The 14,925-nt window shown below is 74.3% G+C and carries 13 protein-coding genes; 7 read left to right on the forward strand and 6 right to left on the reverse strand.

Annotated features, from left to right (window positions below; genetic code table 11):
* The first annotated feature begins 18 nt into the window (after positions 1-18).
* The 4 genes from NHG27_RS02875 (at position 19) to NHG27_RS02890 (ending at position 3,663) form a co-directional block, all read left to right on the forward strand.
* Positions 19-645: a MarC family protein gene (locus NHG27_RS02875; RefSeq protein ID WP_193720055.1), complete on the forward strand. Its 627-nt coding sequence runs from the start codon at positions 19-21 to the stop codon at positions 643-645.
* 101 nt (positions 646-746) lie between these two features.
* Positions 747-1,556 (forward strand): DUF4240 domain-containing protein, encoded by an 810-nt coding sequence (locus NHG27_RS02880; RefSeq protein ID WP_497014675.1) that lies wholly within the window; start codon positions 747-749, stop codon positions 1,554-1,556.
* Between the two features lie 68 nt (positions 1,557-1,624).
* Positions 1,625-3,406 carry a beta-N-acetylhexosaminidase gene (locus tag NHG27_RS02885; RefSeq protein WP_497014676.1) on the forward strand — a complete coding sequence of 594 codons (1,782 nt, stop codon included), beginning with the start codon at positions 1,625-1,627 and terminating at the stop codon, positions 3,404-3,406.
* Positions 3,403-3,663, forward strand: a complete 261-nt coding sequence (locus NHG27_RS02890; protein WP_497014677.1) for a hypothetical protein — start codon at positions 3,403-3,405, stop codon at positions 3,661-3,663. The genes NHG27_RS02885 and NHG27_RS02890 overlap by 4 nt, the downstream gene beginning before the upstream one ends.
* Positions 3,664-3,715: 52 nt before the next feature.
* On the opposite strand, the gene NHG27_RS02895 is transcribed toward NHG27_RS02890, so the two are convergent.
* Together NHG27_RS02895 and NHG27_RS02900 are read right to left on the reverse strand one after the other, a co-directional pair.
* Entirely contained in the window at positions 3,716-4,186 is a 471-nt protein-coding gene (locus tag NHG27_RS02895; protein ID WP_497014678.1) for a VOC family protein, read from the reverse strand.
* 128 nt (positions 4,187-4,314) lie between these two features.
* Positions 4,315-6,033, reverse strand: a complete 1,719-nt coding sequence (locus NHG27_RS02900; RefSeq protein WP_497014679.1) for a DEAD/DEAH box helicase — start codon at positions 6,031-6,033, stop codon at positions 4,315-4,317.
* 445 nt (positions 6,034-6,478) lie between these two features.
* Between NHG27_RS02900 and NHG27_RS02905 the strand changes: the two genes are divergently transcribed.
* Positions 6,479-7,216 carry a ferritin-like fold-containing protein gene (locus NHG27_RS02905; protein ID WP_193720062.1) on the forward strand — a complete coding sequence of 246 codons (738 nt, stop codon included), beginning with the start codon at positions 6,479-6,481 and terminating at the stop codon, positions 7,214-7,216.
* Positions 7,217-7,253: 37 nt separating this feature from the next.
* On the opposite strand, the gene NHG27_RS02910 is transcribed toward NHG27_RS02905, so the two are convergent.
* The 4 genes from NHG27_RS02910 to NHG27_RS02925 all read right to left on the reverse strand — a co-directional run bounded on the left by NHG27_RS02910 (position 7,254) and on the right by NHG27_RS02925 (position 10,170).
* Positions 7,254-8,015, reverse strand: a complete 762-nt coding sequence (locus NHG27_RS02910) for an SAM-dependent methyltransferase (RefSeq protein WP_497014680.1) — start codon at positions 8,013-8,015, stop codon at positions 7,254-7,256.
* Between the two features lie 115 nt (positions 8,016-8,130).
* Positions 8,131-8,964 carry an MBL fold metallo-hydrolase gene (locus NHG27_RS02915; RefSeq protein ID WP_497014681.1) on the reverse strand — a complete coding sequence of 278 codons (834 nt, stop codon included), beginning with the start codon at positions 8,962-8,964 and terminating at the stop codon, positions 8,131-8,133.
* 142 nt (positions 8,965-9,106) lie between these two features.
* Positions 9,107-9,331 carry a DUF3107 domain-containing protein gene (locus NHG27_RS02920; RefSeq protein ID WP_193720065.1) on the reverse strand — a complete coding sequence of 75 codons (225 nt, stop codon included), beginning with the start codon at positions 9,329-9,331 and terminating at the stop codon, positions 9,107-9,109.
* A 143-nt stretch (positions 9,332-9,474) separates the two neighbouring features.
* Positions 9,475-10,170, reverse strand: a complete 696-nt coding sequence (locus NHG27_RS02925; RefSeq protein ID WP_497014682.1) for a TetR/AcrR family transcriptional regulator — start codon at positions 10,168-10,170, stop codon at positions 9,475-9,477.
* A 57-nt stretch (positions 10,171-10,227) separates the two neighbouring features.
* Between NHG27_RS02925 and NHG27_RS02930 the strand changes: the two genes are divergently transcribed.
* Complete coding sequence (locus NHG27_RS02930) at positions 10,228-11,268, forward strand: DUF3152 domain-containing protein (protein WP_497014683.1); 1,041 nt, start codon at positions 10,228-10,230, stop codon at positions 11,266-11,268.
* 109 nt (positions 11,269-11,377) lie between these two features.
* A complete protein-coding gene (locus NHG27_RS02935; protein WP_497014684.1) occupies positions 11,378-14,818 on the forward strand; it encodes an ATP-dependent helicase in 3,441 nt (1,146 codons plus the stop codon).
* Positions 14,819-14,925 lie beyond the last annotated feature (107 nt).

Consider the following 14,925-nt stretch of genomic DNA (forward strand, 5'->3'; position numbering starts at 1 on the left):
GGCGCGGGCGGTGGTGTCGTGAACGACATCATGGACCTGCGCCTCTTCACCGAGGTGTTCATCACGCTGTTCGTGATCATGGACCCTCCCGGGACGGTACCGATCTTCCTGGGCCTGACCAGCGCCATGGGCGCCAAGCAGCGCAACCAGGCCGCCCGGACGGCGATCCTCGTCGCGTTCGGCGTGATCGTGTCGTTCGCGGTGTTCGGCCAGCAGATCCTCAACTACATGGGCATCTCGCTCCCGGCGCTCAAGGCGTCCGGCGGGCTCCTGCTCCTGCTGGTCGCGATGGAGCTGCTGACCGGGAAGATGGAGGAGCCGACGCCGTCGGGCAACAAGGGCGTCAACGTCGCCCTGGTCCCGCTCGGCACGCCGCTCCTCGCGGGACCCGGTGCGATCGTCGCGACCATGGTCTTCGTCCAGCGCGCCGACGGGTCCGCGGCCGACTGGGTCGCGATCGCGGCCGGCGTCGTCGCGGTCCACATCACGCTGTTCCTGGCGATGCGCTTCGCGAACGTCATCCACCGCGTCCTGGGCGACTCGGGCACGATCCTCGTGACCCGGATCGCGGGTCTGCTGCTCGCGGCCATCGCCGTGCAGCTCGTCGCGGACGCCGTCACGGCATTCGTGCAGATGGCGGGCTAGCCCCTTCACGCGAGAGCGCCCGCGAGACCGTCCGGTCTCGCGGGCGTCGTGCTGCGGGGACACGCAGCGGCGGTGACGGCACGGCGCGGTAGTCTCCGCGCATGGTCGATCGGCTGGCAGGGCGGACGGACGGGCCGGGGCCGTGGTCGGTGCTCGACGCTCTCGGCGGTGACCTCGACGAGGACGCCGTGAACTCGTTCTCCGACCAGGTCGACCGGATGTCCGCGACGGAGATCGTGGCCTTCGTCGAGGAGCTCCGCCGGGTCGAGGCCTCGCTCGCTGCCGTCGAGCTCTGGTCTCCGGACCTCGGTGGCGCCCTCGACGGTGACTCTCGAGAGCTCGCCGTCATCTGGCTGGTGACCCGAGGACGGGAGGCCGTAGAGCGAGCCGTGGCGACGGGTCGCGCAACGATCGAGCCGGGACCGGACGAGGACGGCGCCGACGATGTCCTCGACATCATCTCGACGGCCTACGAGCGGGCGAGCGGCCTCTCGTCCACCCCGCCGGAGGGTGAGCCCAACCCGGGGCAGGTCAGCGCCCAGATGGTCGAGCCTCGCTGGTGGGTCCTTCGCTCCCGGGCGCACCGGGGGGCCTCCGCCGCCTGCCGGGAGATCGAGCAGAGCCAGGTGCTCCAGGAGTTCCTGCTCAGCAGCGCCTGCCCGAACGAGCTCTCGATGATCGTCCAGGCGACGCCTGGCGATCGCCACGCGCACGTCGTGCTGCAGGGTAGCCGGGTCGTGGCGCTCTACGACGCCCCGCTCTCGCGCGGCTCGGCTGCCGACGGGCGCCGAGAGGTCGCGCGCTGCTACCAGCTGCTCTGCGAGCGCTACGGCCTGCCCGACATCCTGGGACCGATTCCACCGGGTTCGTTACCTCATCGAGACGGGAGTCCTGAGCCCCCGGGCTCCTGAGCGCCCCTAGGGTGGGAGGCGAGAAGAGGGCGTGGCTCTCTTCGGTCATGAGTTACGAAGGAGTGCTGATGAACTCGCCAGGTCGCCGCCGACCGGTCACGCTCACCGCGGGGATCGTCGCCGCGGTCCTCACCGCCGCGCTGCTCACGGCGTGCACGGACGAGGAGGGCACGGTCCCCTCGACCGGGCTGGGGCTCGTTCCCGTGCCCACGGACGTGAGCGTCGACGAGGGCGAGGGGTTCGTGCTCGACGAGGACTCGACGATCGCCCTGGTCACCCCCGAGATCATGGCCCCGGAGGTCCACCAGGTGGGAGAGGAGCTCGCCGAGTACCTGGGCACCGCGACAGGCTTCGAGCTGCCGCTCGGCCCGGCCGTCGAGGGCGCGACCGGCGAGATCCGTCTCGAGCTCACGACCGGTGCCGAGGCGGTCTGGGACCGGAACAGCCCGCTCGACGACCCGGCGGTCGACGCCTACCAGCTGACGGTCGACGACGAGCAGGTCGTCCTGACCGCCGCCGCGCCGCCCGGGCTGTTCCGCGGCGTCCAGACGCTGCGCCAGCTCTTCCCGCCGGAGATCGAGGCCCGGTCGGTCCAGGACGCTCCCGCAGGCGGCTGGACCGCACCGGCCGTCACGATCACCGACGAGCCACGCTTCGCCTACCGCGGTGCGATGCTCGACGTGGCCCGCCGCTTCTACCCGGTCGAGTCCGTCAAGCGTTTCATCGACCACGCGTCGACGTACAAGCTCAACGCTCTCCACCTGCACCTGATCGACGACCAGGGCTGGCGCATCGCCGTCGACGCCCTGCCCGGGCTCACCGAGACGGGCTCCACGACGCAGGAGGGGTGGGAGCCGGGGACCGGTGACGGCGAGCGCTGGTACTACACCGCGGACGAGTACGCGGAGATCGTCGCGTACGCGGGCGAGAAGTTCATGACGGTCGTCCCCGAGATCGACGGGCCGGGTCACACCCTCGCGGCGCAGGCGTCGCTCGGCTCGCTCACCTGCGACGGCGTCCCGACCCCGCTGTACTGGGGCCCCGAGGTCAACAACCCGATCGTCTGCGCGAGCGACGAGAACATGGGCAACGTCCGCGCGTTCCTCCAGACGGTCCTCGCGTCGGTCGCGGGGCAGAACCCCGGCCCGTACCTGCACCTGGGTGGGGACGAGGCGCCCAGCCCTCCGGACTGGTACCAGAACTACGCCGAGGCGGCGAACGAGATCGCGACCGGCCACGGCAAGACCGTCATCGGCTGGCACCAGTGGGGTGCCGCCGACGACCTGCCGCCCGGGACGCTCATCCAGTACTGGGGCGTGGGGGAGCGGCTGCGCGGGGTGATCGGCGGGGAGGCGAAGAACGCGGACCTGGTCGACGTGCAGGACGCCCTCGACATGGGTGCGCGGCTCATCATGTCGCCCGCGGACCGCACCTACCTCGACATGAAGTACGACGGCGACACCCCTTACGGCCTCGAGTGGGCCACGCGGATCACGCTCGAGGAGGCGTACGACTGGGACCCCGCGACCGAGCTCACGTCGCCGGACGGCGAGAGCGTCCTCGCCGACGAGTCCGCGATGGCGGGCGTGGAGGTGCTGCTGTGGTCCGACCGCTCGTACCCGGACAGCCTCGTGAGTCTGCCGTCCGGGCCCGAGGTGTTCGTGCCCGTCGACACGTACGCCGACTTCATGCTGTTCCCGCGCCTGCCCGCGACGGCCGAGGTGGCGTGGTCCGAGCAGGCCGACCGGGACTACCCGGACTTCCGCGACCGCCTCGTGCAGGTGTCCTCGCGCTGGACCGAGGCGGGGATCGGCTGGAACGAGGCCGCCGACGTGGACTGGACCCCGTGACCCGCCACCAGGACGCGTCCGCGCCGCCCTCGACGAGCGGCTCGGACCACGTCTTCCTCGTCCGCCACAGGCACCGTCAGACGAGCGGGCACGTGGACGACAAGATGATCGGGGTGTTCGCGTCCGCCGCCTCGGCCGAGCGGGCCGTCGAGCGGCTCCGCGAGCAGCCCGGGTTCCGGGACACGCCGACAGACTTCACCGTCCACGCCCTCCCGGTGGGCGCGGTCCTCGAGCACGGGATCGTGATGGTCGAGTGAGGGCCGGCGAGGAGGTGTGGCTCGTCGTGACCCTGCACCAGGACGCCGGCCTCTACCAGGCCCCGGGGTCGGGGCCCGGCGCGACGAACGCGACCCGTCCGTCGTCGGACACCACGAGGCCGGGGTTGTGCGCGACCTCCCAGCGGAACCCGTCCGGGTCCGCGAAGTACCCCGAGTAGCCGCCCCAGACCCGGACCTGCGCCTGCACGACGACGGAACCGCCCGCGGCGGTCGCGCTCGCCAGGACGTCGTCCACCTCGGCGGGGGAGCCGACGTTGTGCGCGAGTGCGACGGGTGCCATGCGCTCGGTCCCGTGGTGCCCCTCGTGGATGCCGGGGCCGGCCTCCTCGAGGAGGTCGGCGCGGCGCCACAGCGACAGCAGCAGACCGTGGCCCACCTGCAGGAAGACGACCTCGCCCGGGACCTCTTCGACCGGCTCCCAGCCCAGGCCCTCGACGTAGAAGGCGCGTGCCCGGGAGACGTCGCGCACCCCCAGGGTGATCAGACTGACGCGGGCTTCCATGGACCCACGCTAGCCCCGCCGCACCGGGTACGCCGCCGCGGGGCCCGGGTGCCGGCAGGTTCTGGGACGACGACGGCGGGCCGCCGCTCCGTGGCGCGCCGGCCCGCCGTCAGGTGGTGCTCAGGGGATCACTCGGTGGGAGCCGGTGCCCCCGACGCCCCGGTGCCCGACGCGCCACCGTGCGTGCGGCGACGGTTGCGCTGGCGGCGCGGACGCGACGGAGCGCCCTCGGCCGGGCCGCCCGCGGCGGGAGCCTCGGTGCGGGCGGGCTGCGCCTCGGCGGTGGAGGCCGTCGTGCCCGAACGCTGTGCGCCCTCGCGGCCGCCCGAGCGGCCTGCGTCGCGCGAGCCGGAGCGTCCGCTGTCGCGGCCGCCCGAGCGGCCTGCGTCGCGCGAGCCCGAGCGCCCCGCGTCGCGGCCGCCGCGTGCCGACGACGGCGAGCCGCCGCGCTTGCCGGTCTCGCCCAGGTCCTCGAGCTTCTCGGCGTCCAGGCCCGCACGGGTCTGCGCGGACTTGGGCAGGCGGCCCTTGGTGCCCTCGGGGATGTTGAGGTCCGTGTACAGGTGCGGCGACGTCGAGTACGTCTCGACGGGCTCCGGGATGTCCAGGTCCAGCGCCTTGTTGATGAGCGACCAGCGGGGCACGTCGTCCCAGTCGACGAACGTGACGGCCGTGCCCTTGTTGCCCGCGCGGCCCGTGCGGCCCGTGCGGTGCAGGTAGGTCTTCTCGTCCTCGGGGCACTGGTAGTTCACGACGTGCGTGACGTCGTCGACGTCGATGCCGCGGGCCGCGACGTCGGTCGCGACCAGCACGTCGATCTTGCCCGAGCGGAACGCGCGCAGCGCCTGCTCGCGGGCGCCCTGGCCCAGGTCGCCGTGGATCGCGCCCGACGCGAAGCCGCGGTCGGCGAGCTCGTCGGCGACCTTGGCGGCCGTGCGCTTGGTGCGCGCGAACACGATGGTCAGGCCGCGGCCCTCCGACTGGAGGATGCGCGCGAGGACCTCGACCTTGTCGAGGGCGTGCGCACGGTAGACGACCTGCTTGATGTTCTTGACGGTCTGGCCGCCGTCGTCCGGGTCGTTGGCCCGGATGTGCGTCGGCTGCGTCATGTAGCGGCGGGCCATCGAGACGACCGCGCCCGGCATGGTCGCCGAGAACAGCATGGTGTGGCGGGCCGCGGGCGTGCGCGAGAGGAGCTTCTCGACGTCGGGCAGGAAGCCCAGGTCGAGCATCTCGTCGGCCTCGTCGAGCACGACGCAGCGAGCGCGCGTGAGGTTGAGGTGCCCCTGGTTCATGAGGTCGATCATGCGGCCCGGGGTCCCGACGACGACCTCGACGCCCGCGTTGAGCGTCGCGATCTGCGGCTCGTACGCGCGGCCGCCGTAGAGCTGGATGATGCGGACGCTGCGCTTGGCCGACGCGGCCTCGAGGTCGCCCGCGACCTGCACCGCGAGCTCACGGGTCGGGACGATCACGAGCGCCTGCGGCTTGCCGGGGGCGGGAAGCTGGTCGAAGCCCTCCTCGCCCGGGGCGACGACGCGGTGCAGCAGCGGCACGCCGAAGCCGAGCGTCTTGCCGGTGCCGGTCTTGGCCTGGCCGATGATGTCGTGGCCCGACATCGCGACCGGCAGGGTCATGGCCTGGATGGGGAAGGGGTGGGTGATGCCGGCGTCGGCCAGCGCCTCGACGATCTCCGGGCGGACGCCGAAGTCCGCGAAGGAGACGTCCTTGGCCTGGATGGTCGACGAGAGGGTGCCCTGGGCGTCGTCGGCAGGGAGGTCGGCAGAGGTCTCGGCAGGGCTGAGGTCGAGCTCGGTCGGCTCGATCGGTGTTTCGGTGGTGGTCACTGGTGCCTCGTGGTTCTGATGTCTGGCGCGAGGCGCCGCACGTGCGTGATCGACCCGACGGTTCGGCGGGTCCACGATGCTCCGGGAAGTCCCAGGCAGGTACGGTCTCTCGCGCCTAGTGGCCGGCAGCCGATCGTGGGTATTCGCCGCGAAGACGTCGTCGGGGGTCGTCGGCCGTGAGGCGCGAACCCCGGTTCCGCCCGCGCGCACCGACCGAGGTCGGCGTCGTGCAGTGTCGTTCGCAAGTCTTTCGGCACGGGGTGGGGCTCTGGGAGCGCCCACCGGGGGCCGGGGGATTCGGACGACCGGGCAACCGATGTACCCATCCATAGTATCGGACGGCGCCCTCAGGGCGGGACGACGCGCGGTGGGCGGACGGTCGCGCCGCGATCCGCGTCGCTGTGGAGCACGCCGCGCGCTCGGGGGGCTCGACTATCCTGGCCGGATGAGCGAGCCCCAGCACCAGGACCTGACCGACGGTACGGAGAGGCTCGCGACCCACCGCGACGTGATCGGTCTCCTGGGGCTCATCGCCTATACCGAGCTGTCGACGTTCGGGCGCCTCGCGGCCGACGCGGCGAACGCCCCGACCCTCGCGCAGCGCCACCAGCTCTCGCGGCACGCCGGCAAGATGCTCGCCCGCCACGAGCGCGTCCTCGAGCGCATCGCCGACCTGGGCGGCGACCCCGAGGCCGAGATGGGCGCGTTCGACGGCATCTTCGACGACTTCGAGAGCCGTACCCCGGCGAGCACCTGGTGGGAGGGCGTGCTCAAGGGCTACGTCGGGCACGGTGTCGCCGACGACTTCTGCCGGCTCGCGGCCGACGGGCTCGACGACGACTCGCGCGACCTGGTCCTGGAGATCCTGTCCGACGGCGTGGACTCCGAGCGCTCGGCCACCGTCATCGCCGACGCCGCGGCGGCCGACCCCGTGCTCGCCTCGCGTCTCGCGCTGTGGGGGCGCCGCCTCGTGGGAGAGGCCCTCGGTCTGGTGCAGACGCTGCTCGCGGAGCGTGACGGGCTCAGCCGCCTCCTCGCGGACGGCGCGAGCCACCGCACCGACGCGGGGACGCCCGGTGCGGCCGACGCGACGGGCAGCGCAGCGGACCGGCAGGCCTGGGTGTTCTCGCAGCTCACGGCCGAGCACACGCGCCGCATGGCGCGGCTGGGCCTCGCGGCCTGAGCGGTCGCCCCGGACCGGGGGGCTCCCCTCGGGATCTTCAGGGACTCGTGGCGGCCCGGCCCGGGTGCAGGACCAGCGTGACGAACCCGAGTCCGCCGCGGTATCCCCGGAGCCAGCCGTCGCGGTGCTTCTCGACCTCGGTGAGCACCTCGTGCGCCTCGGGGTGGTCCGGGTTCTCGACCGCCCAGCGGGCGGGCGCCCCGGTCCACGCCCACTCGTAGTCGTCCCACTCCTCCTGCGTGCTGACGTGCCCGTGCACGGTCACCCACCCGTGCCGCGTCGCGAGGTCGACCGTGCCGGGCAGGTCGAGGTACTCGTCCGCGGAGAGGCCCCCGAGGCCGTCGAGGACCGCCGCTGTCGGAGGGGCGGGCCAGAAGCAGTCGCCGAGCAGGAGCAGTCCGTCGGCGGCGAGGTGGCCGCGCGCGGCCTCGAGCGTGGGGCCCAGGCCCCCGAACGCGTACGCCGCGCCCACGCTGAGCACCGCGTCGAACGGCGCCTGGCTCACGTACTCCCGGACGTCGCCCTGGACCAGCGTCAGCCGCTCTGCCACGCCCGCGGCAGCCGCCTTGGCCCGCGTCTCCTCGAACCCGACGTCGGAGGTGTCCACCCCCACCGCGGTGAGGCCGGGCTCCCGGCCCAGCGCCCGCAGCAGCCACGTGCCGTCGCCGCACCCGAGGTCGAGGACGCTGCGTCGGCCCCCGGTCGTCCGGTCGAGCAGGCTCTCGACGCGGGCATCGCTCAGCGGAGACGCGATCGGGTGCTCGGAGTGCGCCAGGCGCACGAGTGTGGATCGTCCCATCCCCGGACCCTATGCGAGGAGCACCGGCCGGCCCCCGGATCTCTCGCGGCGCGAGCAGGACGCCGACCTTCGCCGGGACGCCGGGGCATCGTCGGGCGTCGCGGCACCGGAGCCTCTAGCCGGGCAGCTCGTGCTCTCTGCGTCGTGCGACGCTCTGCGCCTGCCCCTCGTGGATGTCGCTCACCCATTCCCAGCCGGGCCTGGCCGACGGGCCGATCCGCGGGTCGTCGGGAGCGGTCCCGTCGCGCAGGGCGCGGACGTAGGCCCGGTCCAGGTCGATCCGCGCACGTACCTGATCGGCTCCGCAGACGGACCCGTGGCCGGGAACGAGGACGGTGACGTCGTCCGCCACGCCCTCGAGCGCCCTGAGGCCCACGAGGTACTCCTCGAGCGGATCGTCGGTCGCTCCGAAGTCGTCGAGCATGGGGACGAAGAGGTCGGAGAGCATGTCGCCGGCGACGAGGACGCCGCGCGACTCGATCAGCAGGGCCGCATGACCCGGAGCGTGGGCCGGATGCTCGACGATGCGGACGTCCGGGCCGTCCCACGGGATCTGCACGGTTCCGACGGGCAGGCCGGTGACGAGGCCGTACCCGTCCAGCGGTGCCTCGTCTGCGATCTCCGGTGGCAGGCCCTCGGCGGCGCGCTCCCTCCAGTCCGGCTGCGAACGCACGTCGCGCAGGACGGCCGCGCAGCGGGCCGTCCCGTAGCGGGGGGCGTCGCCGAGCCCGGGGTGCCAGAGCACGTGGTCCCAGTCGGGATGGGTCGAGAAGCCGGCCACGACCGGCAGGCCCAGCTCGCGCAGGTCGTCGGCCAGGCAGGTCATCTCGGAGCGCGTCAGCCCCGGGTCGACGACCAGGACGCCGCCCCGGCCCTGTACGACGACGGTGTTGTTCTGGAGCAGCTCGCTCTGATGAACCAGTACGCCCTGGGCTACCTGCGTCAGCATGGGGTGCTTCCTCTCGCTCGTCCGACACCTGGTCTGACCGTGGTGCGCGGCAGAACTCATCGCCGGGGGGACGACGAGGGCGGGGCCCCGGCTGAGTCAGCCGGGGCCCCGCCAGTGTCCTGCGCGCGTCGTCCGCGGGACGTCAGAGAGAGCCGAAGCCCACCCGACGCTGCTCCTCGGTGCCGATCTCGACGTAGCCGATCGACGCCGTCGGGACGATGACGCGGCGCCCGCGCGAGTCGAGCAGCTCGAGGGCCGGTCCACCGGCCAGTGCGGCCGAGACCGCTGCCGCGACGGCGTCCTTGGTCTCGTCCGTCTCGACCACGAGCTCGCGGGCCAGGTTCTGCACACCGATGGTGACTTCCACGTGATTCTCCTTCGCGAGCGTCGCCCGCGGGGTGATCCCGCCGGCCACTTGTCGACAACTCCTCCGATACTAACGAGATTCCCGGACGCCCCGGGCGCTCCCGCGCTGGTGGCGGGGTGCGAGGGGGTGCAGGAGCGGGAGAGTCAGGCCTCGCGGCGGATCATCCCGTGGACGCCGCGCCACGCGAGGGCCGGGACGAGTCGGGTGAGCTCGTCGCTCGTGACGTCGCTGTCGGCCCGGGCGGCTTCTCCCGCGGCGTTGCGGGCGATCGCGGTGCACGTGCGTGCGACGACGATCGCCTCGTGCTCGGTGAGCGTCGTCAGCCGGCCGAGCACGACCGCGAACTCACGGGCGTTGACCTCGTCGGGCTCGAGCACGCGAGCCCGGACCCCCGGGTCGCGCATGACGTCCGACTCGAACAGCAGGCCGGCGGAAGGGCCGGCGCTGCGCGCGTACTCGACGTAGGCCCGCACGATGCCCTCGATCACGGCGAGCCCGTCCAGCGCGAGCGCGTCCTCGTCCGCGGACGACGTCCCCTGTGCCGGGGCGCGGAACGGGGCGAGGAACGGGGCGAGGACGGTGCGGACCGTGCGGACGAGGGCCGCGCCCTGCTCGTCGACGAGGGCCAGGTACAGGTCGAGCTTGGACGGGAAGTGCCGGTAGAGGACAGGCTTGCTGACGCCCGCCCCCTCGGCGATGTCGTCCATGGTGATGTGGTGGTAGCCGTGGTCGGAGAACAGGCGTTCGGCGATCGTGAGGAGCTGCGCGCGCCGTTCGCCGCGAGGCATCCGTGCGCGCCCGGTACTGGTGGTTCTCGGCTTCTCTGCTACCCCCGACATGCCGCGATAGTACGGGTCCCGGGGATGCGAGGTGACCGAGGGTGCGATCATGGACACGTGAATTCCCAGGGAGCGCCCGTCGACGGTTCGCAGGCGCACCCGCAGGCGTCCCCGGGGGAGGGGGAAGGGCCAGGTCAGACGCCCTTTCCCGGCCCGACGGCGGCGCACACCTCCCGAGGTCCGCGCGACGGGGCGCGTCCCGGCCGTGCGCTGCGGCGGCGGCGCAGGGCGCGTCGCGGGGCGGGCGCCGCGCTCGTCGTGGTCGGTGTCCTGGGCGGGCTCGTGGCGGGTGTCCTCGGGGCGGGAGCCCCGACGGGTCCTACGCCGCCCGCACCCTCGGGTGCGACGGAGGCCGGTGGAGGCGACGGCGTCGGGCCTGCGGACGCCCCGCTCGACGCCGCGACGGAGCCGTCCGTGGACGGTGCCACGGGCGCGGACGGGGCGACGGAGGCTCGGTCCGAGGACGTCGCGAGCCGGTCGGTCCGCGACCCGCAGCTCGGCGTCGACGGGTCAGGGGTGCTGCCGCTCACGCTCGAGCGGGTCGTCGAGGACGGGTCGGGTCTGGTCGGGCGCGAGGTGGTGACGGACCTCGGGGGAGTCCTGGCGGTCGTGCCGGCCGAGGTGCCCGCGCCGGGGGAGGGGACGGTCCGGACGGTGCGCGTCGAGGTCGAGCAGGGACTGCCCGTGGACGGTGAGACGTTCGCGGACGCCGTGCTCGCGACCCTGAACGACCCGCGCGGGTGGGGCCCGGTCGACGGCGTCACGTTCGCGCGGACGGGCGGGGACGCGGACGTCCGCGTGGTCCTGGCAAGTCCCGCGACGACCGACCGGCTGTGCGCGCCGCTCGACACCGGGGGCGTGTACTCGTGCGGCGTGACGGGCGTGGCGGTCCTCAACTTCAGGCGCTGGGTCGAGGGCGCGTCGGACTTCGGCGGCGACCTGGAGCTGTACCGCCACTACCTGGTGAACCACGAGGTGGGGCACGTGCTGGGGCACGGGCACGTGGGCTGCCCGGCGCCCGGTGCGCTCGCGCCCGTCATGGTCCAGCAGTCCATGTCGACCGAGGGATGCCTGCCCAACGGGTGGCCGACGCTGTAGCCCTCGCTGCGCGGCTCGGGCGCCCGGCCCCGGCGCCCGGCGTGGCGCCCGGCCCCGGCGCCCGGCGGGGTCCCGTCGGAGTGTGGGTGCCTCGTGATGAGATCTTCGGGTGCTGCACCACCCCGACCTCCGTCTCGTCCTGCCGGACACCGCCTCCGCGGCGCCGGTCCGGCTCGACGCGACCCAGCGTGCCGCGCTCGACGCGGCTCGCACGGCGCCCGCCACGCTCGTCGTCGGGGCACCGGGCACGGGCAAGACGACCGTGGCGATCGAGGTGGCCGCCCAGGCGCTGAGCGAGGGGGCGGACCCGGCGCGGGTCCTGGTGATCGCGGCGTCGCGGCGCTCCGCGGCCGAGGTGCGCGACAGGCTGTCGGCACGAGCGGACCGGACGGTCAGCGCCCCCATGGTGCGTACGGCTGCCGCCGCGGCGTTCGCGGTGCTGCGGGCGCGGGCCGCGGCGGTCGGCGAGCCGCCGCCCACCCTGATCTCCGGACCCGAGCAGGACCTCCTCCTGGCCGAGCTCCTCGCGGGGCACCTGGACGGGGAGGGCGTCCCGCTGCGCCTGCCGGACGGGCTGCCGGAGGAGGTCCTTGCCCTGCGCGGCCTGCGCCAGGAGCTGCGCGACCTGCTGATGCGTGCGGCCGAGCGGGGCCTGACTCCCGCTGACCTCGACGACCTGGGCGCGCAGCACGACCGCCCCGAGTGGAGGACGGCCGCGCAGGTCTACCAGGAGTACCTCGACGTGACGGCGCTGCGCGTCGGCACCCCGGACCTGGGCTCGCGCTACGACCCCGCGGTCGTGGTCGACGAGGCCGCCGAGGCGCTGCTCGCCTGGGAGGACGAGGTCACCGGCGCGCCCCGGCCCACGTGGGACCTCGTCGTCGTGGACGACTACCAGGAGGCCACCATCGCGACCGCGCGCTTCCTGCGCGTGGTGCACGACGACGGCGCTCGCCTCGTGCTGCTCGCGGACCCGGACACCGCGGTCCAGACGTTCCGTGGTGCGAGCCCGGCCCTGGTCGGGCGGGCGGCGGCGCCCGTGCGACGGCGTGCCGCGACGGGCGAGTTCGACGCGCGCGTCGAGGTCCTGGGCACGGCATGGCGACAGGAGGGGGAGCTGCGCGACGTCACCCGGACCGTGACGACCCAGATCGGGACCGTGGCGGGTGCGGTCCACCGTGGGGCCGGGGCCTCGCCCGTTCCCGCGCCGGAGGACGGCGTGCCGCGCGGGGCGTCGGTCGCGCTGCTCGGCAGCGGTGCGGAGGAGGCCGCGTACGTGGCCCGCGAGCTGCGCGCCGAGCACCTGCTGCACGGCACGCCCTGGGGCCGCATGGCCGTGGTCTGCCGTGCCGGGGCACAGCTCGCGACCCTGCGGCGCGCGCTCATCGCGGCCTCGGTGCCCGTCGGCATCCTCGGCTCGGACGTCCCGCTCCGCGAGGAGCCCGCGGTCACGCCGCTGCTCGCGATCATGCGGGTCGCGGTGGGCCTGCCGCCCGCCGGGTACTCCCGCGGGCTCGACGGCGTGCGCGGCACCGCCGGGATCGACGACGCCGTGACCCGCGACGTCGGCGACCCCGCCGAGACCCTGATCGAGCGTGAGCCGGCCACGACGGACGCCGGGTTCGACGAGCTCGACCCCGTGACCGCAGCGGCGCTCGTGACCTCGCCCGTGGGCGGGCTCGACGTGGTGTCGTTGCGCCGCCTCCGGCGGGCGCTGCGGGCGGAGGAGCTCGGCTCGGGCGGCGGGAGGACCTCCGACGCACTGCTGGTCGAGGTCCTGCTCGACGAGTCGCGCGCCGCGACGCTGCCCGCGAGCGTGCGTCGTGGCGCCGTGTCCGTCGCCCGGGTCGTCGCCGCCGGCCGCGAGGCGGTGCTGGCCCCCGACGCGACCGCGCAGACCGTGCTCTGGGCGATCTGGTCCGCGACCGGGCTCTCGGACCGGTGGCGCGATGCCGCACTGGGCGGGGGAGCCGTCGGGGCGCGGGCGGACCGGGACCTCGACGCGGTCCTCGCCCTCTTCCGTGCCGCGGAGACGTTCGTCGACCGCATGCCGGGAGCGCCGCCGTCGGCGTTCGTGGAGTACCTCGAGTCCCAGGACCTGCCCGCGGACTCGCTCGCGGCCCGGGCCGCGGGCACGGACTCGGTCGCGGCGCTCACCCCCGCAGGCGCGGCCGGGCGGGAGTGGGACGTCGTGGTCGTGGCCGGGGTCCAGGACGGTGTGTGGCCGGACCTGCGGCTGCGTGACTCGCTCCTCGGCTCGGAGGCGCTCGTCGAGCTCCTCGCGGGACGCTCGCAGGACGCGCACGGCCTGGGACCGGACGCCCGTCGTACCGTGCTCACGGACGAGCTCCGGTCGTTCGCGGTCGCGACCTCGCGCGCCACGCGCCGCCTGCTCGTGACGGCCGTGAGCGACGTCGACGAGGTCCCCTCGCCGTTCGTCGACCTCGTGTGCCCGCCGGCGGGGCCGGACGACGCCGACGGGACCGGCGGCGCGCCCGGCACCGACGACGGGGACGGGCCCGCGGGCCCCGACGAGGAGCGCGACCCGCGCCGCGTCGAGGTCGGGCAGCCGCTCGACCTGCGCGGGCTCGTGGCCTCGGCGCGCAGCCTGCTCGTCGAGGAGATCGTGCGCGGGGACGGTGCCCCGCGAGGCGCGGGGGACCCGGTCGGCGCCTCGCGTCCCGAGGCCCTCGCCGAGCTGCTCGCCGACCTGGCGCTCGCGGGCGTCGGTGAGGCGCGCCCCGAGTCCTGGTACGGCGTCAACCCCGTCTCGAGCACCGAGCCCCTGTGGGGGCCCGAGGACACGGTCATGATCTCGCCGTCCAAGGTCGAGTCGGTGAGCAGGTGCGCGCTGCGCTGGGCCGTGGAGAGCGCCGGTGGCACGGCCCCCGACGCGACCGCGCAGTCGCTCGGCAACCTGGTCCACTCGATCGCGCAGGAGGCGCCGCGGGGGACGCACTCGGAGCTCGCGGCCGAGCTGGACCGCCGCTGGCCGGAGCTCGCGCTCACGCCGGGCTGGCCCGCGACGCAGACCCGCCACAAGGCCGAGGACATGGTCGGCCGGCTCGCGGGGTACCTCCAGGCCGCGGGCGAGCCGCTGCTCGTCGAGGCGCCGTTCGAGCTCGAGATCGGCCGCGCCGTGCTGCGCGGGGTCATCGACCGGGTGGAGGACGCCGGGGACGGTGCGGTGCGCGTCGCGGACCTCAAGACCGGCAAGACCAAGCCGTCGGTCGCCGAGGCCGTGACGAACCCCCAGCTCGGCACGTACCAGCTCGCCGTGGAGGGCGGGGTCCTCGACCTGCCCGAGGGCACGCGCAGCGCGGGCGCTCAGCTCGTGTTCGTGGGCGACGGCAAGGACGCCGGGCTGCGGACCCAGCCGGCGCTGGAGCCCGAGCCCGACGGGTCGAGCTGGGCACGCGAGCTCGTCGAGGACGTCGCGGACACCATGGCCGACTCGGTGTTCACGGCCCGGGAGAACAAGCTGTGCTCGGTGTGCCCCGTGCGCCGGTCCTGCCCCCTGATGACGGAAGGCCGCCAGGTGATCGCGTGAGCGCCGAGTCGCTGTTCGACGACCTCGACCTCGGGGCGGTCGCGCTCCCGGCCGGAACCGGCGGCGAGGGGCCGCGCGAGCTGCCCGAGCCTCGCTTCTCGGCCGTG

Source organism: Oerskovia sp. 140933, assembly GCF_059651515.1.